This is a genomic window from Enterococcus sp. C74, assembly GCF_040887125.1.
Lineage (GTDB): Bacteria > Bacillota > Bacilli > Lactobacillales > Enterococcaceae > Enterococcus_B > Enterococcus_B hirae.
Genome location: NZ_JBFOFA010000001.1, coordinates 225,254 through 246,224 on the forward strand (window position 1 = coordinate 225,254; position 20,971 = coordinate 246,224).

21 protein-coding genes and 1 other annotated feature are annotated in these 20,971 nt (G+C 37.2%); of the genes, 16 read left to right on the forward strand and 5 right to left on the reverse strand.

All coding sequences use genetic code 11. The features are described 5' to 3' along the window. The first annotated feature begins 379 nt into the window (after positions 1–379). Together AB3H93_RS01165 and AB3H93_RS01170 are read left to right on the forward strand one after the other, a co-directional pair. Positions 380–775, forward strand: a complete 396-nt coding sequence (locus AB3H93_RS01165) for a hypothetical protein (protein WP_368019988.1) — start codon at positions 380–382, stop codon at positions 773–775. Between the two features lie 137 nt (positions 776–912). Further along, positions 913–2,394, forward strand: a complete 1,482-nt coding sequence (locus AB3H93_RS01170; protein WP_368019989.1) for a helix-turn-helix domain-containing protein — start codon at positions 913–915, stop codon at positions 2,392–2,394. A gap of 226 nt (positions 2,395–2,620) precedes the next feature. Here the strand turns inward: AB3H93_RS01170 and AB3H93_RS01175 are convergent, their stop codons facing one another. Then, entirely contained in the window at positions 2,621–3,562 is a 942-nt protein-coding gene (locus AB3H93_RS01175; protein WP_034699620.1) for a glycosyltransferase family 2 protein, read from the reverse strand. Positions 3,563–3,778: 216 nt separating this feature from the next. Between AB3H93_RS01175 and AB3H93_RS01180 the strand changes: the two genes are divergently transcribed. After that, positions 3,779–4,264: a methylated-DNA--[protein]-cysteine S-methyltransferase gene (locus tag AB3H93_RS01180; protein WP_025480241.1), complete on the forward strand. Its 486-nt coding sequence runs from the start codon at positions 3,779–3,781 to the stop codon at positions 4,262–4,264. Between the two features lie 144 nt (positions 4,265–4,408). On the opposite strand, the gene AB3H93_RS01185 is transcribed toward AB3H93_RS01180, so the two are convergent. After that, positions 4,409–5,449, reverse strand: coding sequence for a YeiH family protein (locus AB3H93_RS01185; RefSeq protein ID WP_034699623.1), 1,041 nt, complete (start codon positions 5,447–5,449; stop codon positions 4,409–4,411). Between the two features lie 200 nt (positions 5,450–5,649). Continuing rightward, positions 5,650–6,612: a TDT family transporter gene (locus AB3H93_RS01190; RefSeq protein ID WP_034699625.1), complete on the reverse strand. Its 963-nt coding sequence runs from the start codon at positions 6,610–6,612 to the stop codon at positions 5,650–5,652. Positions 6,613–6,930: 318 nt separating this feature from the next. On the opposite strand from AB3H93_RS01190, the gene AB3H93_RS01195 reads away from it, so the two are divergent. The 12 genes from AB3H93_RS01195 to sufB all read left to right on the forward strand — a co-directional run bounded on the left by AB3H93_RS01195 (position 6,931) and on the right by sufB (position 18,460). After that, on the forward strand, positions 6,931–7,749 hold the full coding sequence (locus AB3H93_RS01195; protein ID WP_368019990.1) for a LysR family transcriptional regulator: 819 nt from the start codon (positions 6,931–6,933) through the stop codon (positions 7,747–7,749). 174 nt (positions 7,750–7,923) lie between these two features. Further along, positions 7,924–9,120, forward strand: a complete 1,197-nt coding sequence (locus AB3H93_RS01200) for an FtsW/RodA/SpoVE family cell cycle protein (protein ID WP_010719984.1) — start codon at positions 7,924–7,926, stop codon at positions 9,118–9,120. 5 nt (positions 9,121–9,125) lie between these two features. Beyond that, complete coding sequence (locus AB3H93_RS01205; protein ID WP_010719983.1) at positions 9,126–9,482, forward strand: arsenate reductase family protein; 357 nt, start codon at positions 9,126–9,128, stop codon at positions 9,480–9,482. 1 nt (position 9,483) lies between these two features. Beyond that, complete coding sequence (locus AB3H93_RS01210) at positions 9,484–9,822, forward strand: glycine cleavage system protein H (RefSeq protein ID WP_034699629.1); 339 nt, start codon at positions 9,484–9,486, stop codon at positions 9,820–9,822. Between the two features lie 88 nt (positions 9,823–9,910). Further along, positions 9,911–10,180: a binding site (T-box leader), on the forward strand. A 76-nt stretch (positions 10,181–10,256) separates the two neighbouring features. Further along, the gene (locus AB3H93_RS01215) at positions 10,257–11,291 is read left to right on the forward strand and encodes a methionine ABC transporter ATP-binding protein (RefSeq protein ID WP_368019991.1); all 1,035 of its coding nucleotides are present in this window, start codon (positions 10,257–10,259) and stop codon (positions 11,289–11,291) included. Further along, on the forward strand, positions 11,284–11,970 hold the full coding sequence (locus tag AB3H93_RS01220; protein WP_010719980.1) for a methionine ABC transporter permease: 687 nt from the start codon (positions 11,284–11,286) through the stop codon (positions 11,968–11,970). The genes AB3H93_RS01215 and AB3H93_RS01220 overlap by 8 nt, the downstream gene beginning before the upstream one ends. Before the next feature lie 23 nt (positions 11,971–11,993). Continuing rightward, positions 11,994–12,842: a MetQ/NlpA family ABC transporter substrate-binding protein gene (locus AB3H93_RS01225; protein WP_010738388.1), complete on the forward strand. Its 849-nt coding sequence runs from the start codon at positions 11,994–11,996 to the stop codon at positions 12,840–12,842. A 456-nt stretch (positions 12,843–13,298) separates the two neighbouring features. After that, entirely contained in the window at positions 13,299–14,072 is a 774-nt protein-coding gene (gene sufC, locus AB3H93_RS01230; protein WP_010738387.1) for a Fe-S cluster assembly ATPase SufC, read from the forward strand. A gap of 13 nt (positions 14,073–14,085) precedes the next feature. Continuing rightward, positions 14,086–15,375, forward strand: coding sequence for a Fe-S cluster assembly protein SufD (sufD, locus tag AB3H93_RS01235; protein ID WP_161652270.1), 1,290 nt, complete (start codon positions 14,086–14,088; stop codon positions 15,373–15,375). Beyond that, positions 15,372–16,607 carry a cysteine desulfurase gene (locus AB3H93_RS01240; RefSeq protein WP_088745003.1) on the forward strand — a complete coding sequence of 412 codons (1,236 nt, stop codon included), beginning with the start codon at positions 15,372–15,374 and terminating at the stop codon, positions 16,605–16,607. The genes sufD and AB3H93_RS01240 overlap by 4 nt, the downstream gene beginning before the upstream one ends. Continuing rightward, on the forward strand, positions 16,594–17,064 hold the full coding sequence (gene sufU / locus AB3H93_RS01245; protein ID WP_368019992.1) for a Fe-S cluster assembly sulfur transfer protein SufU: 471 nt from the start codon (positions 16,594–16,596) through the stop codon (positions 17,062–17,064). The genes AB3H93_RS01240 and sufU overlap by 14 nt, the downstream gene beginning before the upstream one ends. Positions 17,065–17,068: 4 nt before the next feature. Then, the gene (gene sufB / locus AB3H93_RS01250) at positions 17,069–18,460 is read left to right on the forward strand and encodes a Fe-S cluster assembly protein SufB (RefSeq protein ID WP_010719974.1); all 1,392 of its coding nucleotides are present in this window, start codon (positions 17,069–17,071) and stop codon (positions 18,458–18,460) included. A gap of 97 nt (positions 18,461–18,557) precedes the next feature. Here the strand turns inward: sufB and AB3H93_RS01255 are convergent, their stop codons facing one another. Together AB3H93_RS01255 and AB3H93_RS01260 are read right to left on the reverse strand one after the other, a co-directional pair. Beyond that, positions 18,558–19,700 (reverse strand): tyrosine-type recombinase/integrase, encoded by a 1,143-nt coding sequence (locus AB3H93_RS01255; protein WP_368019993.1) that lies wholly within the window; start codon positions 19,698–19,700, stop codon positions 18,558–18,560. A 77-nt stretch (positions 19,701–19,777) separates the two neighbouring features. Next, a complete protein-coding gene (locus AB3H93_RS01260; protein WP_071856337.1) occupies positions 19,778–20,479 on the reverse strand; it encodes a helix-turn-helix transcriptional regulator in 702 nt (233 codons plus the stop codon). A gap of 165 nt (positions 20,480–20,644) precedes the next feature. On the opposite strand from AB3H93_RS01260, the gene AB3H93_RS01265 reads away from it, so the two are divergent. Continuing rightward, positions 20,645–20,836: a hypothetical protein gene (locus AB3H93_RS01265; protein WP_257007684.1), complete on the forward strand. Its 192-nt coding sequence runs from the start codon at positions 20,645–20,647 to the stop codon at positions 20,834–20,836. Positions 20,837–20,971 lie beyond the last annotated feature (135 nt).

A 20,971-nucleotide genomic window follows, 5' to 3' on the forward strand; every position in this document is an offset into this window, starting at 1 on the left:
TTCACTGTAAATATAGATTACTAATTTTTAAAATGTTATACCGATTTTTTTATTGGTTATTTATTTGTCGTTATTAATGATAGCGAACTAGTTCTGTAGTTGTATTTTTATATTGAAATAAACGATGGTCTGTATGATCTTGCTTCATGACCTTCTGATTTAAAAGTTAAAGAAATTTGACGATCAAAAAAAATTCACTTGAAATTAGTTATTTATTTTTCATATTTATATGCAAACATCAGCAAACCTTCATAATACTATTATTTTTTATTTTAAAAGTGAAAAAAATAGAAAAAAACGGAAAAAATTGGTGTTTATTCAATAAAAAACACTCTATTCTAATTATATATTTGAATTTATTTTAAATTAGGAGGGAAAAATGAAAAAGAAAAAAATTTATCAGATATTGGTGATGGGGTTAGTTGTTGGTCAGGTTCTTACTAACGGGACAACATTTGCTTACGCAGCGACCATTGAAAGAAATCTTTTGGATGAGAGCAAGTTTTCAGATGAGCGTATGGATGCATTGAATGATCAGTATCAACCAGTTACTTATGTTTACCATAAAATAACGATAAATGAAGCGCCTAAAATTCCTAGTCAACTTCAAAATAAAGAGCTTGTTGAAACTCAAAATATAAATAAAAATGAAGTAAAACAGATCGTTTATCAAGTTCATCAGCAAATAAAACAACAAATAAAACCAACTACACAGCAACAAATAAAACAACGAAATTTGTCAAAAACGAACGAAAAGAACCTTTCTAGCCTCTGATTTGAAATGTTTGGAATAGGATTCAATGCTCTTGAAGACTATCAGGTCTTTTGGAAAAAGAGCAAAACTGAATAATTAACATACTTCTAGTGTATTGAATTCATCTACTGGAAGTAATTAGGGAAAGGAATGGCGAAATGGATATCGTTCAGTTGCTAGATGAAAACTCAAAAATGAAAATTAAACTTCTGGAACTTATTCAGACCAAACTTGGTGAAAGAGTGGAAATCTCTTTTTTAGCGCAGAAAACAGGTATATCTAAATTTAAATTAAGTAAATTAATTCATGAGTTGAAAATGGAGCTAGAACAGAAATTATGCTTAAATGATTTTTTTGTCGTAAAGCGGGGCGTTATTCAAGTATATTCTTTTATTTGTGATGAGGACATTCTTAAATTACGTCAGCACTATTTAAATAGTTCGCTAACTTATCAGCTGCTTATTTTCCTGCTGTTTTCAAACCGACCGATTAATAAATTTACGACCGATCATTACATTTCAAATTCTTCTTTATATCTTTATAAAAAACGAATCAATAAATTGTTAGAAAAAGATCATCTCATTATTAAGAAAAATAAGATAGTAGGGAATGAATGGAAGATTCGCTCGGTAGGGTATGGCATTCTCCATAATTTGAATGGGATTGATTCCCCTTTTGCTGAGCAACAAAAAAACCAAAGTGATCGGCTTGTATTTTGGATCGAACAATTTTTTAGAATTAGAATCCGTAATAGTTTACGTTATAAATTATCTTTATTTCTATCAATCAGTGCGCTTCGGATTCAGAGAAAAGCGTATTTAGATGAAGCACATCTGACGATCAAAGTTGATCAGACCTCAATATTGGTTCAAAAACTTGCAGGAAAATTAAAGACAGAGTACCAAATATCAGATACAGTAGCAGTAAAAGAAGCTTCAGTCTTGTATGCCTATTTATATGTTAATCGGATCATTGATAAGAAGTCTTGTCTAGATTTTTCTGAACTAGATCCGACACTGTCAATTTTTAACAATAATTATTCAAGTATGCTAAAAGGTATTGCTGATTCAACTTTTGTTGATCAACGTCTGTTTAAAGTGTTATTGAAAAATGTACAACCGATACATGAACGGTTGTTATTTATGCCCGATATCCATCATCGTTTTGGAAATATCCATAATTTTCAATTTTTAAGAGAAGAATATCCTTTATTTGATCAGAAAGTCAATGAAACCATTATGGAAACAGCTCGTTCTATTTTACTTAATGAAGAAGAAAAAGCAGATTTATACATGTACTATATGATGGAATTGATTGAAAATTTTCCCTTAGAAGCAGTTGAAGAAGCTGTTTATATTACGTTGGATTTTTCTTATGGAAAAGCGTATGAAGAGTTTATTGCAGAACATCTCCAATATTCCTTAGCTGGAAAAATAGTCATTGAAAAAGTTATTTCTTCGAAAACGGATATCTATATTTCTGACTTTCATTTAGGAAACCTTCAATGTACCCATATCTTATGGCAACGATTGCCCAACAATCATAATTGGCAAGAACTAATTAAACAAATTAAACAATGCATCAGCGAAAAAAATGTCGTAAATCAAAAGGAGACGTCCAATATTTCCTCTACCAGCTAGTCTTTTTTCTTTTACCTGCCTATAATGTGACAGAGATTCATTCAATAGCTTTATCGGAATGTTATTGTTGTGTTTAGAAGTAATGTATTTGCTAACTAGAAAAATAAAAAAACACCTGAAATCAAACGCTCATTTCAGGTGTTTTTTTATAGAGAAAACCTTGGGCATGAAGGGAGAACATCTCGAAATAGAAATAGCTATTCTCACAACGGTCAGTATTCACGATTTATTCTTTTTCACGAGAAACGATGGTTTGTTCTGTTTCACGTATGATATAAACGGGGCGTTGTTTGGTTTCAAGGAAAATTTTACCAATGTATTTGCCAATGATCCCTAGGCATAGTAATTGGATGCCGCCGATAAATAAAAAGATCGATACCATTGAAGGCCAGCCTGCTGTCGGGTCACCAAATAATAATGCTCGTGCAATGATAAATAAAATAGCAATTCCCGAACCAATACAAGAAAGAGCGCCAGTGAAAGAGGCGATCGTTAGTGGTGCATCTGAAAAATTGACGATTCCATCAATCGAATAATTGAATAATTTCCAAAAGGACCAAGAGGTTTCACCAGCCACTCGTTCACGGTTTTCAAAAGAAAGATACTCTGTTTTGAAACCGACCCAACTAAATAATCCTTTTGAAAAACGATTGTACTCGGTTAACTCTAAAACAGCATCAACCATCTGTCGAGTCATCAAGCGGAAATCTCTTGCACCATCTACCATTTCTGTGTCACTGATTTTATTGATCAACTGATAGAACCGTTTAGCGAAGAAACTCCGAATCACTGGTTCTCCTTCTCTTGTTGAGCGTCTCGTTCCTACGCAATCAATGTCAGTTGTCGTGATTTTTTCAATCATGAGTGGTAGTAATTCTGGAGGATCTTGTAAATCAACGTCCATTACTGTGATTAGCTCCCCAGTCGAAGCTTGTAAACCCGCATAGAGGGCAGCTTCTTTTCCGAAATTTCGAGAAAAAGAAACGAATCTCACATATTCATATTTTCTCGCTAATGCTTTAATGGCTTGTAGCGTACCATCTGAGGAGCCATCATCAATAAACAAGTATTCAAACTCGTGTCCGTCTTTGAATTTTTCTACTTCATCGAAAAAAAGCGGTACAGTCTTTTCTTCGTTATAGCAAGGGACAACAATTGATATTTTCATATGATAAATCCTTTCAAGCAAATATTATTTGTTCGAACAGAATAGTAAATAAACTGTATTTTCTGTTACTTAAGTAATTATCATTTTTAGTTTATCATTAAGCTGACACTTAATAAAACTTTAAATTGCATTTTTAGCCAAAATAATACAAGATAAATAAAATAGTAGAACGGTAGAGGAGGGCAAGTCTAGTTCATTCAGGATTAGACGATGAAAATGAAAATAAATACGCCAATTGGAGAACTATGGTTAGATGCAGATCAGAATGGGTTGACGAAGGTTTCGTTTCATCCGATTGAAGAAATGGCGGTAAATGGTGCACAGGATCAAGGAAAGAAACAAGAAATTCTACTTGAAACAGAACGTCAATTGGCTGAGTACTTTGAGGGCAACCGGCAGGACTTTCAACTTCCGTTATCAATAAACACAGGCACGATTTTTCAACAAAAGGTTTGGCAAGCATTACAAGAGATTCCTTATGGAGAACTACGCACATATAAAAAAATAGCAGAAACCATTGATCATCCCAAAGCGGTCCGAGCGATCGGACAAGCGAATCGCATGAATCCATTACCAATCGTGATTCCATGTCATCGAGTGATTGGACAAAACGGTCAATTAACCGGTTATATGGGAAATGCGGAAGCTGGCTTATTGATCAAACGTCAACTACTTGTATTAGAAAAAGCACTATCTGAATAAAAAAGAACTGGAATTATTTGACCTAAAAACCACCCCTTCGCCCTGAAATAGAAGTGACTATTTTGGGACGAAGAGGTGGTTTTAAGTCTGGGGATTTTATGAAGCCAACAAAGGCAGATCGCTTATACCAGCGGAATCCGGTAGTTATAGTGTTGTTAACCAAATGAATAGCAGCGCAGCAACAGTTTGCAGTAAACCAACTGCTAGACCATAAGATAAGAATCGAGGTCCTTCTTTCATGAATTTAGCGAAATCTAAACGTAAACCAATTGCGGCTAAAGCAGTGATTTCAAACCAATTACTAATAAAGTGAGCCCCTTTGTCGATAAAAGTTGGGAGCGTAAATAGGCTGTTGAGCAAGCAGAAAACTAAAAAGCCTAAAACATACCATGGTAATGGGAATCTTCTTTTCTTGGAACTGTCAGACGAAATCGTTTCAGCAGAAGCTGTCTTTTTTTGGATAAATTTTTCAAATAAATAGACAACAGCAACTAACATCATGATCCTTAAAATTTTAAAGAGCATGGCAAATTGAACAACTGAAGCATCAAGCAAACTGGCGCCAGCGACTACTTGTCCCACAGATTGAAGTGTTCCACCTAAAAGGGCACTTTTTTCAATTAAGTGATCTCCGTATAAGTGTAAACCAAGAAAAGGTAAAGAAAGCATCATGATCGTTCCTAATAAATTCACTAATGTAATGATCTGTCCTTTTTCTTCCTCTTCAGCATGGATCACTGGAGCGATCGCTGCAATAGCCGAAGAACCGCAAACAGCATTTCCTCCTGCCATCATCAAGGAAGCTGTATCGCTAAACAACAATTTTTTGCCGATCCAATAGGCACCGACGATCGTCACACTCATTTGCAACAAGACGAAGGCAATCCCTTTGATGCCGATTTGAGCAATCGTTTGAGCCGTAACCGTTGCTCCCAATAAGAAAACGGAGCATTCCAATAATTTGCTTTCAGCGAATTTTGTTCCAATGGCTAAAGAAGGTTGTTTGAAAAAAGTATTACCTAGCAAGATCCCTAATAAAATGGCGATCGTGGCAGCACCAAGCTGTGGGAGCAACAATGCGAGAAGTTTGCTCATGACTGCTACTGAAAAAGCAAGAAGTAATCCAGGCAAGATTCTTCGTGAGCCTTGATTTTTAAATTGATTAATGGTTACTTGTAGATTCATGTTCTAAAAATTCCTTTCATTATCTGTGCGCATGTTTCAGAGTTGAAAAACGGGTACTCGTATTTAGAGGACGACGACTCTGAACTCAAGAATATCCTTGATAATAGTAGCACTATTCGTTTTGATTGACAAAGTTTAAAAACGCAAAAAATCTTCTGCCTTTTTCTAAATTTGAAAAAGACAGAAGAATAACATCTTAATTAAATTTCTTTAGGGACATATTTATTTGTGTTTCCATGTTCTTTGAACAAGAAGCGGATATAATGACCTAATACATAAAGCACCATTCCAGTAGCGATTACTAATTCAACCAGTTTCAAGACCGTTAAAAAGCCAGTAGCGATCCCTAATGAATGAAAGTAATTTACAGCACAAAACATAGCAGTTGCAGAAATAACTAGTGGAAAGGTAAAAGCAGCGTAGCTTGGATAAAAATGTAGTTTAAGTAATCGTGGTAAAAGAGATAGCACGATAAAATATAAAGTTTGCGAAAGGATAAATAAGGCAACGACTAAATAAAAGGAAGGTTGCGCAAAATTTTTCAAATAGCCAGTTAAACAAAGCGATCCCGGAGCTGCAACAATCGTGATCAATGGTAGTGTAGGATGTGCCATGTTTTTCACGAAAAATACCCGATGGATGATGATTGGCAATAAGAAAACGTAACAAGCTAGAGATAGCCAAAAGAATAGTTGGCCAATGAATGGGAAAAAGTTTCCAGCAGTTACTGTAATTACCCCGAAACCAACATAAATAATGAACCAACTTGGATAAATGACTTCCAGTGATAAGTCCGCTTTGATTACATGATGGTAAGTAAAGTAAACAACTAAAATCACTTGTAGCAGGACAGCACCAAGCCAGATGATCCGAACGATTGGTAAGAGGTGCGTAAATGGTACAAAGTAAGTACAAATAACCATTAATGACATCGTAAAAGTCGGTGAAACCGAGGCAATGATTGGATCATGTAATGTTTGTCTCGTATGTTCAAATAATAGGAACAATTTGCTAAACATTAGGATCATGAGAATCATACTAATCCCACCAATGATATTCCCTAGATGAATCCAATGATATTCTTTAAACAGATTACCTAGCGAAGCTAAACCTAGAATGAGCCCACAAATCGGGACAGGAATAAGTTTTAAAAAATTCTTCATTAATTGAATTCTCCTTTTCATAAGATGAATGTGTTGTCTAAAGCTCAGAACAAAATGATCAGTCAGGTGGAAAGGTTGATAGTAGGTTGCATAAATAATTATGAATGACTATTTATTGGGAAATAAACAAATCGGTAGCCCTGACTGATCATTAAGAATACAAGTAACGATCTTTTTATGTCTGAGCGAGATCGAAACATTCGTTGCTTTTCAATCTCATATATTGTGCGTTACATTTACTATTATAGTCATTTCATGATATATTTAAATCAAATAGTTGATATAGTTACTATAATAAATAATTATGGAAGTGATCGCATGCTGAAATTGTTAACAACTTTTCGTGTCGTATATGAAACAAGAAATTTTTCTCGAACAGCCGAATTACTTTTCTTATCTCAACCTGCTGTCTCCAATCAAATCAAACAGCTGGAAAGAGAATTAGGAGTGATTCTCTTTGAGCGAAATGGTCGGAAAGAAATGAAGCCGACAAAACAAGCAGATTTACTCTACGAACGAGCGTTAGTTTTATTAGAGGAGTGGCAAGAAACACAACAACAATTACTAGATGAACAAAATGAAGAAGAAGTTTGCCGAATCGTTGCTTCTCACACTTTTGCCGTCTATCTGTTACCAAAATTGTTGAAAGATTTGCTTTTGAAATATCCTAAAATTAATTTTGTGATTGCCTATGCCAATTCTCATGATGCGTTGGAACAAGTAGCAAAACACGAGGCTGACTTTGGTTTTATCGAAAAACCTTTAGAAACTTCTGGTGTTCAAAGGTTTTCATTGATGGAGGATGAACTAGTGATTGCGGGGGATCCTGACAGTCAGTTATGGTTAGTTCGAGAAACAACTTCTGGAGTTTTTCATTATACGCAACGGTATTTTGAAGAAAAAAATATCCATGGGAAAAAATTGTTAGTAAAAAGCAACGAAGTCATTGCCGCTCTTTTAAAGGAAGGAGTGGGACGTTCGATTTTATCAAAACGTGCGGTGCCACCAGAAGTACCAACCGAGAAATTAGCGTATCATCGAAATTTTTATTTGATCCAGCGAACAAATTTAGTTTCAGAGAATTTACAAGCGATTGGTAAAGAGATCTTGAAATATAATGAACGCTATCAAAAATGATTCGTCAGAACTTTATCTGTTATCTCGATGATGGGTCTAACTGAAGAGCAGCAAGGCAGATGATTAGATAAGAATAATTTTAAGTTTTCCCAAATGTATTTGCTTTGGCTTTCAATTATGCCGTTAGACCGCTATAATATAGGACAGTATGGTTTTTAAGAAAAGGGATGAAACATGGAAAAAAAAATAAAAGCTTCTAATAATAATCGTGATAATCGCATTGATTATGGCGTCATATTACCAGTCTTCTTATTATGTTTGATTGGATTGCTTTCTTTATATGTCGCGCTGAGTCATGATCCTAACCACCCTTCAGTAGTAAGAGGTGTTGGGATGCAAGCGATTTGGTATATCGTGGGCTCAATTGCTATTGTCGTGATTATGCATTTGAATTCCAAATGGATCTGGAAATTAACACCTTATCTCTATGGTTTTGGTCTAATTGTAATGGGACTCTTGTTAAAGTTTTATGACCGCAACCTCGCCCAGTCGACCGGTTCCAAAAACTGGTTTAGTTTTGGTTCCTTGACGTTTCAGCCAGCAGAGTTAATGAAAATTGCTTATATTTTAATGATGGCGCTGATCGTGACAAAACATAATACTCAGATGAAGGAACGAACGCTCAAATCAGATTTTTGGTTGATCGCCAAGATGTTGATTGTGACGCTCCCGGTTTTAGCCTTGATTATGGCACAAGATGATTTTGGGACCATGCTGGTATTCTTAGCAATTTTTGGTGGAGTTTTCTTAATGTCTGGTATCTCTTGGCGCATTATCGTGCCCGTAATTGCTTTGGCAGTGATTGTCGGTGCTGGGACGATCTTTTTAGTTACCACAGAAGGCGGAAGAGATTTATTATATAAAATCGGGTTTAAATCTTACCAGTTTGCTCGTATCGATTCTTGGCTTGATCCATTCCATGACACGACTGGGATGAGCTATCAGCCAGCACAAGGGTTGCTTGCAATAGGAACTGGTGGATTATTAGGTAAAGGATTTAATGTAAGTAATATCTATGTACCTGTTCGTGAATCAGATATGATTTTCACCGTGATTGGTGAGAATTTTGGGTTTATCGGTGGCGCATTCGTCATCTTCTTGTATTTTATTTTGATTTATCGTATGATTCGTGTCTGCTTTGATACGAACAATGAATTTTATGCTTATATCGCCAGTGGCTTGATCATGATGCTCTTGTTCCATGTATTTGAAAATATTGGGGCTAATATTGGACTCTTACCATTAACAGGGATTCCCCTGCCATTCATTAGTCAAGGTGGGTCATCGATCCTTGGAAATATGATCGGTATCGGTTTGATATTATCCATGAGGTATCAAAATGAGGCGCCTGCGAAAACTTCTAGGAGGTAACACTGTTGTATCGTTTTTATTGGTATCCGAAATGTTCCACTTGCAAAAAAGCGAAAGCTTGGTTGGATGCGCATCATGTTGATTATCAAGTAATTGATATGATTGCTAGTCCACCATCGGAAGAAATGATCACAGACTGGTTGGAACATAATGAGATTCCATTACGTCGTCTGTTCAATACTAGTGGCATGAAGTATCGGGAAATGGGGCTAAAAGACCAAGTGGCTGATTTTTCGATCAATGAGGCTAGTCGCATTCTTTCAAGTGATGGGATGTTGATCAAACGTCCCCTGATCGTCAAAGGCAAACAACTCGTCGCAATCGGTTTTAATGAAAAAATATACGAAGGAGTATTGATATAAAATGGCTGGGAAACACTTGAAGAAAAAAGATAACCTTTGGATCTTATTTAATGGGAAAGAATATTGTGTCGGTTTAACTAATGAAGCACAAAAAGAATTAGGTGATATCACATTTGCCAATTTGCCAAAAGCTGGTCAGTCTTATCAAAGCGGGGAGCCTTTGATCGAAGTGGAAGCTGAAAAAGCGGTCAGTGAATTTGCTAGCCCATTAAGCGGTACGGTTTCTTCCGTGAATGAAAAAATCAATGAAGATATCAATGTCTTAAATGATCAAGATGAAATGAATGCTTGGCTTTTAAGCTTTAAAGAAGTCGATCCAACAGAATTTGAGAAATTATAAGAGTTAGCAATTTTCAGAAAATTTTAAAGAAGTAACCGGTAAAATGTTGACACGTTATTTTCCAACTGCTATAATCAGAACAATCATAAATAAAGCTTTGAAAAGAAGAGTACATGTCACAGACGTTCAAAGAGAGCCCTGATTGCTGAAAAAGGGTAACGGAAATGAGATGGAAGATGGTCTTAGAGCAGAGTAGGTGAGCCTTGCAAACTTACTACGGGGGTGCCCGTTACAGCACAACGGTATACGGGCATGATTATGATGAAAGAACGATGACCCAAGTACTGGTAAAGGTTGTTATTGTGAGATAGCAGCAAATCAAGGTGGTAACACGGAAGTTTCAGCTTTCGTCCTTTTGCTAAAGCAAGGGGGCGGAAGCTTTTTTGTTTCCCACTTGATCTCCATGTAAAAAATAAAAGAAAGATGTGAGCGATATGTCATTGATCCAATTAACCAATGTTGAGAAAACATTTGGTGGTAAAAATGGAACGATCCAAGCGGTAAATGATGTTTCATTAACTGTTGAAAAGGGTGATATTTACGGCATCGTTGGCTATTCTGGAGCAGGTAAAAGTACACTTGTCCGTTTATTGAACGGATTAGAGCTACCTACTAGCGGAACGGTTGTTGTGAATGACCAAGAGATTACCAAACTAAAAAATAAAGAACTGAGAACATTTCGTAAAAAAATCGGTATGATTTTCCAACATTTCAATTTGTTATGGTCACGGACGGTTTTAGAAAATATCCAACTACCATTAGAATTAGCAGGCGTACCTAAAGCCCAACGTAAAGAACGGGCAGAAGAATTGCTTGGATTAGTCGGATTAGAGGGTAGAGGAAATGCCTATCCTTCACAACTTTCAGGAGGACAAAAACAAAGAGTTGGGATAGCTCGAGCGTTGGCAAATGAACCTGAGATCTTACTTTGTGACGAAGCAACAAGTGCGCTAGATCCACAAACCACTGAAGAAGTATTGGATCTTTTATTAGCTATCAATAAGAAATTACATTTAACGATCGTATTGATCACGCACGAAATGAACGTGATTCGTAAAATCTGTAACAAGGTAGCTGTGATGGAACGAGGAAAAGTTGTGGAAGAAGGCGATGTTTTGACAGTCTTCAAAAATCCAAAACAAGAAGTAACAAAACGTTTCGTGCAACAAGATATCGAACCAGAAGCAGACTCAAAAGAATTATTAGCTGAATTGATCAAAGAAAATCCAAAAGGTCGATTAGTGACATTAGTGTTCAACGAAAAAAATGCTAACGAGCCAGTCATCTCTCAAGCCATTCGTCAGTATAACGTCGACATCAATGTCGTTTACGGTAAAATTAAACAAACAGCAGAAGGTTCTTTTGGTTCCTTAACGACACTGATGACTGGGTCAGAGAACGAATTGGATCAAGCAGAGCGGTTTATTAAAGAACAAGGTGTTGGAGTGGAGGTGATCCACCATGGATAAAAGCTTTGCAGAAACGTATTTAGATTTTAGTCAAATCAACATGGAGACGATGAAACAAGCATTCATCGATACGCTTTATATGACGTTGGTGTCCATGGTATTAGTGACCATCATTGGTTTAGTCCTAGGTTTGATCCTGTATTCGATTGGACGAAAAAATAAACCTTATGCACGAATCATTTATGGCATTGTTTCGATTATTAGTAATATCTTTCGATCTACACCATTTATGATCTTGATGGTCTTGATCATTCCTTTCACGAAAGCAATCGTCGGAACCATGTTGGGTGCGCAAGCTGCTATTCCTGCCTTGGTACTTTCAGCTGCCCCATTTTATGCTCGTCTAGTTGAAATTGCTTTTCGTGAAGTTAGTCCTGGAGTTTTAGAAGCGGCGGATGCGATGGGTGCCAGCTACTGGGAAATCATTTGGAAAGTCTTGATACCAGAAAGCGTGCCTGCACTGATCTCCGGATTGACAGTTACTACCATTTCAATGATCGGCTTTACTGCGATGGCGGGTGCGATCGGAGCTGGTGGTTTGGGAGGTCTTGCTTGGCAAGAAGGTTACCAACGTGGTAATCTGACCGTGACATTTGTGGCAACGTTAGTGATACTAGTCATTGTATTTATTGTTCAAGGAATCGGGGACTTTTTAACAAAGAAAACAGATAAAAGATAAGGAGAAATAGGAGGATAAAGGATATGAAAAAGAAAATTTTTGGATTTGCAGCAGCGGTCTTGCTGACTGTAGGGTTAGCAGCTTGTGGCAATAATAGCGATAGTAAAGGTGCTTCATCAAAAAGTGACGATACAACTTTAAAAGTAGGCGCATCACCAACACCTCATGCAGAAATCTTGGAACACGTCCAACCGCTATTGAAAGACGAAGGCATTAATTTAGAGATCGTGAAATTCGATGACTACATTTTACCAAATCAATCTTTAGCAGAAGGCGATATCGATGCCAATTATTTTCAACATATTCCTTATCTAAATAAAGAAATCAAAGAAAAAGGCTATGATTTTGTCAATGCGGGTGCTGTCCATATTGAACCAATGGGCTTGTACTCAAAGAAAATCAAAGACATTGCTGATTTAAAAGACGGCGCAACAGTGATTACTTCAAATTCAGAATCTGACTGGGGACGAATCATCACTATTTTACAAAATGCTGGCTTAGTTAAGGTAAAAGATGGCGTAGATCTAGAAACAGCTACGTTTGATGACATCGCTGAAAACCCTAAAAACTTAAAATTCAATCATTCGATTGATCCTTCTTTATTAGCTTCTACTTATCAAAATGATGAAGGTGACTTAGTAGCGATCAATGCAAACTTTGCTTATGGTGCTGGTTTGAATCCATTGAAAGATTCTGTCTTATTAGAAGAAGACAACTCACCATATGTGAATATCATTGCCACACGTAAAGGTGATGAAAATAGCGAAAAAATCAAAAAATTACTTGAAGTCTTACACCGTGAAGACGTTCAAAAATGGATCGAAGACAAATGGGGCGGTTCAGTCAAACCTGTCGCAGCTGATGCCAAATAAGCACTTCAAAAAATAGAGTTGAACAAAATCAAATGTTCATCTAAAAAATAATCAAGTCGTCAGAAACATCAAAGTTAGTTGATTTTACTAGCTTTGATGTTTTTTTGTAGAGTGAATAGTGAATAAATTAGCTATGTAACCAATAGAGAACTCTCTTTATTATGGCATTTTTCAAGAAGCATTTATTAAGAACAGGTAAGCGGTAATCAAGAGATGCGTACTGACATCATTCTGCAAGCCAACGTTTACCTATCGTTTTAGATAAAACAAATCAACATAACCAGTGATCTATGAATGCTAAAAACAGAAGTTTCTTTATAAATATTATTATCTAGTAATATTGATTTAATGATAACTCGTGAAAAAAGTTTTGATTTTAGTGGGTTATAACATTGCGCTCTATTCTCAATTAGTCTAAAATAAGTGAGAACGAAACAGAATCTGGAGGGAATTTGCATGTCTGTCTTAGAAATAAAAAATTTACACGTCTCAATTGAAGAGAAAGAAATTCTTAAAGGCGTAAACTTAACGATGAAAACAGGCGAGATCCATGCCATTATGGGACCAAATGGAACAGGGAAATCGACGCTGTCAGCCGCTATTATGGGGAATCCAAACTATGAAGTCACTGAAGGCGAGATCTTATTTGACGGAAAAAATATCTTAGATTTAGAGGTCGATGAACGGGCACGTCTAGGATTATTTTTAGCGATGCAATACCCAAGCGAAATTCCTGGGATCACGAATGCAGAATTTATGCGTGCAGCGATCAATGCCAAACGTGATGAAGACGATAAAATGTCTGTTTTGACTTTCTTAAAAAAATTAGATGAAAAAATGGCGCTGTTAAATATGCCAGAAGAAATGGCCGAACGTTACTTGAATGAAGGCTTTTCTGGTGGCGAAAAGAAACGAAATGAAATCTTACAATTATTGATGTTAGAACCAACTTTTGCCATTTTAGATGAAATTGATTCTGGATTAGATATCGATGCATTGAAAGTCGTAGCAAAAGGGGTCAATGAAATGCGTAGCGAAAACTTTGGCGCATTGATCATTACCCACTACCAACGATTATTGAATTATATCACTCCGGATGTCGTCCACATCATGATGGAAGGACGTGTCGTGATGACTGGGAATGCAGATCTAGCGAAACGACTTGAAGCAGAAGGGTATGCTGGTATCAGCAAAGAACTAGGAATCGACTATAAAGAAGAAGAAGCGTAAGGAGGAGCGGAAAATGAAAGAAACGAACTGGCTCGACCAACTTGACGCAGTTACCAATTTTTCTTTAAGCAAAGGGGAACCTGAATGGATGACCCAATTACGTCAAGCAGCGTTAGAAAAAGCCAATCAATTACCACTTCCTCAGATCGATCGTGTAAAATTCCATCGCTGGCCATTATTCGATATCCATGAGTTCACAGACCACTTTAGTGAGACAGGAAATGTAGCTGGGTTTGACGTAATGAAAGATAACCCCGTGTTGGTGCAAGAAGGAACAAGTACGATCTTTGAACAATTACCAGTGGAACTCATGGAAAAAGGCGTGATCTTTACAGATATCTTCACAGCGCTCCAAGAGCATCCAGATTTAATCAAACCATACTATATGGAAAAAGCAGTGAAAATGGATGAAGATCAATTGACCGCTTTACATGCTGCTTTCATGAACAGCGGAGTGTTTTTATATGTTCCTAAAAATGTTGTCATCAATGAGCCAATTGAGAGCTTATTCATCCAAGATGGCAAATTAGCACAGCATTTCTTTAAACATGTCTTGATCGTCGCAGAGGAACATAGTGAGTTCTCTTACTTGGAACGATTCCAAACGACTAAAGAGAAAATCCAAAAAGCTTCTGGTAATATCATTGTCGAAGTAATCGCTAAAGCTGGAGCAAAAATCAAATATTCAGCTGTCGATCAATTAGGAGAAAATATCACTTCTTATATCAACCGCCGAGGTCATATTTTACGTGATGCTTCTGTAGATTGGGCAATCGGCGTGATGAATGATGGACATGTAATTGCTGATTTTGATTCTGATTTAGTTGGCGAAGGTGCCCATGCAGAAGTGAAAATCGTTGCCATTAGCTCAGGAAAACAAATCCAAGGAATTGATACGCGTGTCACGAACAAAGCGCCTCATACGATCGGACATATCTTACAACATGGTGTGATCCGAGAAAAAGGGACGTTGACTTTCAACGGGATCGGACATATCTTAAAAGGCGCAAAAGGAGCCGATGCCCAACAAGAAAGTCGAGTATTGATGCTTTCAGATAAAGCAAGAGGAGATGCCAATCCGATCTTACTCATTGATGAAAATGAAGTCACTGCAGGACATGCTGCCAGTGTTGGTCGGGTCGATCCTGAAGAAATGTATTATTTGATGAGCCGTGGTCTTCATAAAGAAGAAGCAGAACGATTGGTTATTCGAGGATTCCTTGGCTCTGTGTTAACAGCAATTCCAGTAGAAGCAGTCCGAAAAGAGTTAGTGGAGGTTATTGAAGGGAAGTTGAATGTATGATTCTGAAAGAAACCATTCGCGAAGATTTTCCAATATTATTTCAAGAAGTCAATGATGAACCGCTCGTTTATTTAGACAATGCAGCCACTACGCAAAAGCCAACAGCAGTAATTGAAGCAATAAAAAAATACTACGAACAAGATAATGCCAATGTGCATCGAGGAGTCCACACCTTAGCCGAACGAGCAACATTTGCCTATGAAGGCGCTCGGGAAAAGGTCAGAAAGTTTATCCATGCAGCTGAAACTGCTGAAGTCCTATTTACTCGTGGCACCACCACGAGTTTGAACTGGGTCGCTCGCAGCTTTGGTGAACAGTTTCTGCAAGCAGGGGATGAAATCTTAATTTCTTACATGGAACACCATTCCAATGTCATTCCTTGGCAACAATTAGCCAAAAAGACAGGAGCAACATTAAAATATATTGACTTGACTACCGACGGATTTTTAGACATGGCACAAGCAAAACAACTGATCACTAACAAAACAAAAATTGTATCGATTGCTCATGTTTCAAATGTCTTAGGTGTGATCAATCCCGTCAAAGAACTAGGAAAACTTGTCCATGAGCAAGGTGGGGTACTAGTTGTAGATGGCGCACAATCCGCTCCCCATATGCCAATCAACGTCCAAGAATTAGACTGTGATTTCTTTGCGTTTAGCGGACACAAAATGTGTGGACCGACTGGGATCGGAGTCTTATATGGCAAACGAAAATGGTTAGAACAAATGGAACCAGTCGAATTTGGCGGCGAAATGATCGACTTTGTCGACTTGTACGATAGTACTTGGAAAGAACTTCCATGGAAATTCGAAGCCGGCACACCTAATATCGCTGGAGCCATCGCACTAGGTCAAGCGATTGACTATCTCGAAAACGTTGGGTTGGACAATATCCATGATCATGAAAAAGAATTAATTGCCTATGTCTTACCTAAACTACAACAAATTGATGGGTTGACCATTTATGGACCACAAGATCCCGCTACTCGTACAGGGGTCATCGCCTTTAATCTAGATGGCTTGCATCCTCATGATGTAGCCACTGCTTTAGATATGGAAGGTGTCGCTGTTCGTGCAGGTCATCATTGTGCCCAACCTTTATTGAACTATTTAGAAGTCTCAGCGACCGCACGAGCAAGCTTTTATTTTTATAATACGAAACAAGATGCAGATCGTTTAGTCGAAGCAATTCTTGCAACGAAGGAGTTTTTCCAACATGGCACTCTCTAAACTAGATAATCTCTATCGCCAGGTCATACTTGATCATTCTTCGCATCCTCATCATCGAGGTACATTGACTGAATCAACCAGTCGAATCGAATTGAATAATCCGACCTGTGGCGATGTCATCGAATTACAAGTCGAAGTCAAAGAAGGAATCATCAAGAATATCGCATTCAACGGTAACGGTTGTTCCATCAGTACAGCCAGTGCATCCATGATGACCGATGCTGTCATGGGAAAATCTGTTGAAGAAGCAAAACAATTGATCACTGATTTCTCGCAATTAGTCCAAGGAAAAGATGTCAAAGCCATCGACCAATTAGGCGATGCAGCAATGCTCAGTGGCGTAGCTAAATTTCCCGCAAGAATCAAATGTGCCACATTAGGCTGGAAAGCCTTAGAAAAAGCAATGGAAGAAAACGGCACTGCAACCTTCCATCATGTGCATCAGGAAGAGGAGTGAGAACATGGGTGTACCAGAATTAGAAGAATATAAATTTGGTTTTCACGATGATGTGGAACCAGTTTTCAGTACAGGAGAAGGCTTAACTGAAGAAGTCGTTCGAGAAATGTCTCGAATCAAAGGTGAACCTGAATGGATGTTAGAATTTCGTTTGAAATCCTTGGAAACATTCAATAAAATGCCCATGCAAAAGTGGGGACCAGACCTGTCAGACATCGACTTCAATGCCATAAAATATTACCAAAAACCAAGTGATAAACCCGCCCGAGATTGGGAAGATGTACCTGATAAAATCAAAGAAACCTTTGAAAAGATCGGGATTCCTGAAGCAGAACGTGCATACCTCGCAGGTGCTTCTGCTCAATATGAATCAGAAGTCGTTTACCACAACATGAAAGATGAATTTGAAAAATTAGGGATCGTCTTCACCGATACTGATTCTGCATTGAAAGAATATCCTGAATTATTCAAAGAATACTTTTCCAAATTAGTACCACCAACTGACAACAAACTTGCTGCATTAAATTCAGCTGTTTGGTCAGGAGGAACATTTATTTATGTACCTAAAGGAGTAAAAGTCGACGTTCCATTACAAACATACTTTAGGATCAATGCCGAAAATACCGGACAATTTGAACGAACATTGATCATCGTTGACGAAGGAGCCAGCATCCATTATGTCGAAGGCTGTACAGCACCAACGTATTCAAGTAACAGTCTTCATGCAGCGATCGTTGAAATCTTCACCCGAAAAGACGCCTATTGTCGCTATACCACGATCCAAAACTGGTCAGACAATGTCTATAACTTAGTAACCAAAAGAGCCAAAGCTTACGAAGGTGCCACAGTCGAATGGATCGACGGTAACCTAGGAGCCAAAACAACGATGAAATATCCAAGTGTTTACCTAGACGGCAAAGGTGCGCGTGGCACAATGCTTTCTATCGCATTTGCTGGCGCAAACCAAATCCAAGATACTGGGGCGAAAATGATCCATAATGCGCCAAACACTTCAAGCTCCATCGTCTCCAAATCCATCTCAAAAGACGGTGGCGAAGTCAACTATCGAGGACAAGTAACCTTCGCTAAAAACAGCGCCGGTTCTATCTCTCACATTGAATGCGACACGATCATCATGGACGAATACTCAAAATCCGATACGATCCCATTCAACGAGATCCACAACAGCCAAGTCTCTTTGGAACACGAAGCCAAAGTCTCAAAAATCTCAGAAGAACAACTCTATTATCTTATGAGCCGAGGCCTAACCGAATCCGAAGCCACCGAAATGATCGTCATGGGCTTCGTCGAACCATTCACCAAAGAACTCCCAATGGAATACGCAGTCGAACTCAACCGTTTGATCAGTTATGAGATGGAAGGCAGTGTTGGATAAGCCTATTATATGAGCTATAACCCTTGATATATAAGGGTTATAGCTTTTTTGTTTTAGTAAAAATATTAAAGATCTGTGCTTTTGTCAGTGCCTTGTTTTAAATTCCTATAAAGTTAGCAAACTTATTCGCTGTTTTTTCTGCTTCTTCGGGCATTACATGAGAATAAATTTCTAAGGTAATTTTTATATCCTTATGTCCTAGTCGTTCGCTGACCTCTTTGACAGGTACGCCAGCTTGTAATAATAGACTAGCGTGTGTATGCCTAAAGTGATGAGGTGTGATCTGTGGCAAATCATATTTTTTTATTAGGTATTTTAGCCAGTCATTCACAACTTGCGGATAATATAATTCATTGCGTTCGTTAGTAAAAAGATATTGTTCATCGCTCGAAGTGTTGAAACCAAGTGCTAAATAGTCTGTACGTTGCATTGTACGCCATTTAGATAATGTTTTGAGTGTTTCATCATCTAAACTGATTGTACGTTTACTAGTGGCTGTCTTGGGCGTCTGAATGAGTATCTGATTATTTTCATCGAGTGCTAGAGTTTTACCAATCATCACGCTTTTATTTGCAAAATCAATATCTTTCCACTGCAATGAAAGCAATTCGGATTTTCTAGCCCCACTGAAAGCTAGTAAGCGAAAAAAAGTCATTTGCTTATAATTTCCGAATTGCTTTAAACATTCAAAAAAATGAATGAGTTGTTCTTTCGTGTAGTACTGTAACTTTTTTTCTTCTTGTTGCGCTCTTGGTAAAATTGTCTTTGCCATAGGGTTGTTATTCATCAATTCCATTGCCTCGCCATATCGCATAATTTGAGCTGTTACTTTCCTAAAATATGGATATTGTTTGTAGCCTTGCTTAAACCACTTGTTAACGAGGGTTTGGCAGTAAACAACGGTAATATCATGCAATAGATAATTGCCTAAATAAGGCAAGACATGTTTTTCTACAAAACGTCTATTTAAAGCGATCGTAGAAGGTTTTACATTTAAGCGATGCTGAGCTAACCACATCTCATATAAGTCTTTAAATGTCTTTACTGATTCATCTCTCTCAACGCCGTTTTCCTCAACGTCTTTTAACAGGTTCGCTAGCGCTATTTGTGCTTGCTTCTTCGTTTTAAAGCCTTGCCGCTTGCGATAAACGTTTTTCCCTTTGCTATTCTTTCCTACGTAAACATTAAACATATAGGCGGTTGTACCGTCTTTTTTTGTATATTTTTTAATCTGTGCCATGTTTTTCTCCTATCTACCACCATGCCAATAGTGTAGATATGTATGAGGAGTGTTAGCCTCAATGATTAATTTGTTTATTATTTAATTGGTTTAATAGTTAGTTCTTTATCACCGAAAGGTGTTTCGAGAAATATTTTTAAAGGTTTATTTTTGCGATTTGCGCAATTTTGTAAATCTTCATTCACTATATTTTGTTCAATTAATTCAAAGCATGTGTTTTTTATTTGAGTTTGAAAAATTATAGACACATTTTCGTAAACGTCAGCTATGAAACTTTTTCCATTATAGTTATCCTCTAAAATAATTTCTATATCAAATCCTTCAGGCGCATTGCTTTCATCGATAGGTGAAATTTTATAGATATTTATACACATGGAATATTTAATTTGTTTCATTTTTTTATTTACGAAGATTTCAATGATATAACGAGCTTCTCCAAAGATGTCCAAATACTCATTTATCAGAAAATTAGCTCGCTCTTCGGTATTTCCTGAAGAGAGTATTTTCTCTTTCTCGCTATCTACATTCTTTATAACTCTTTTTCTGTATTCTGGAATATCAAAATTATATTTTAGAATAAATGGAGCATAATCAAAGAATTCACTTGGAGTAATTCCAAAATAATTACATAACTTATCGAGTGTTTTATATTGAACTCCGTCTCCTGTGTTGTTGACTAATGATGACAAAGTTGAACGAGCTATTCCAGTTTCTTCTGAAACTTTGGCTGCCGTTAACTCTCTCTCTGCTATTAATACAGCTAATTTATTTCTAAGCATTATCTTGTCTCCTTTTTTTGATAATTGTAGCATACTCGCATCAATAATATCAATAAGCACTAATTTTATTGTTGACAATCAAAAAAAACAGTTATAACATATAGCTACAAAATGTTTCGTTTTGGCTTCATTTTGTAGCTATATCGATTATTGGGGGGTAGGAATATGAAAATAAAAGCAAATACAAAAATCAGAGAAAGAATTGAAAAAAATCGTATTTTATATTGGGAGGTAGCGGATAAAGTAGGTATTGCGCAAAGTAATTTATCTGTATGGTTACGAACAGAAATGCGTGATGAACGCAAAGCACGAGTAGAGAAAGCGATTGATGAGTTGCTAGCTGAACGAAAAGCGTAGCAACCAACCATCACGACAGAATAACAAAGCGTAACAACACCGAAAATATCGGGGCTGTTAAAAGGGGTCGATTTGGTCGACACCTTAAGGTCAATTTGATTGACTTTACTTTTTAGGTCGCTAATATCCAGCCTA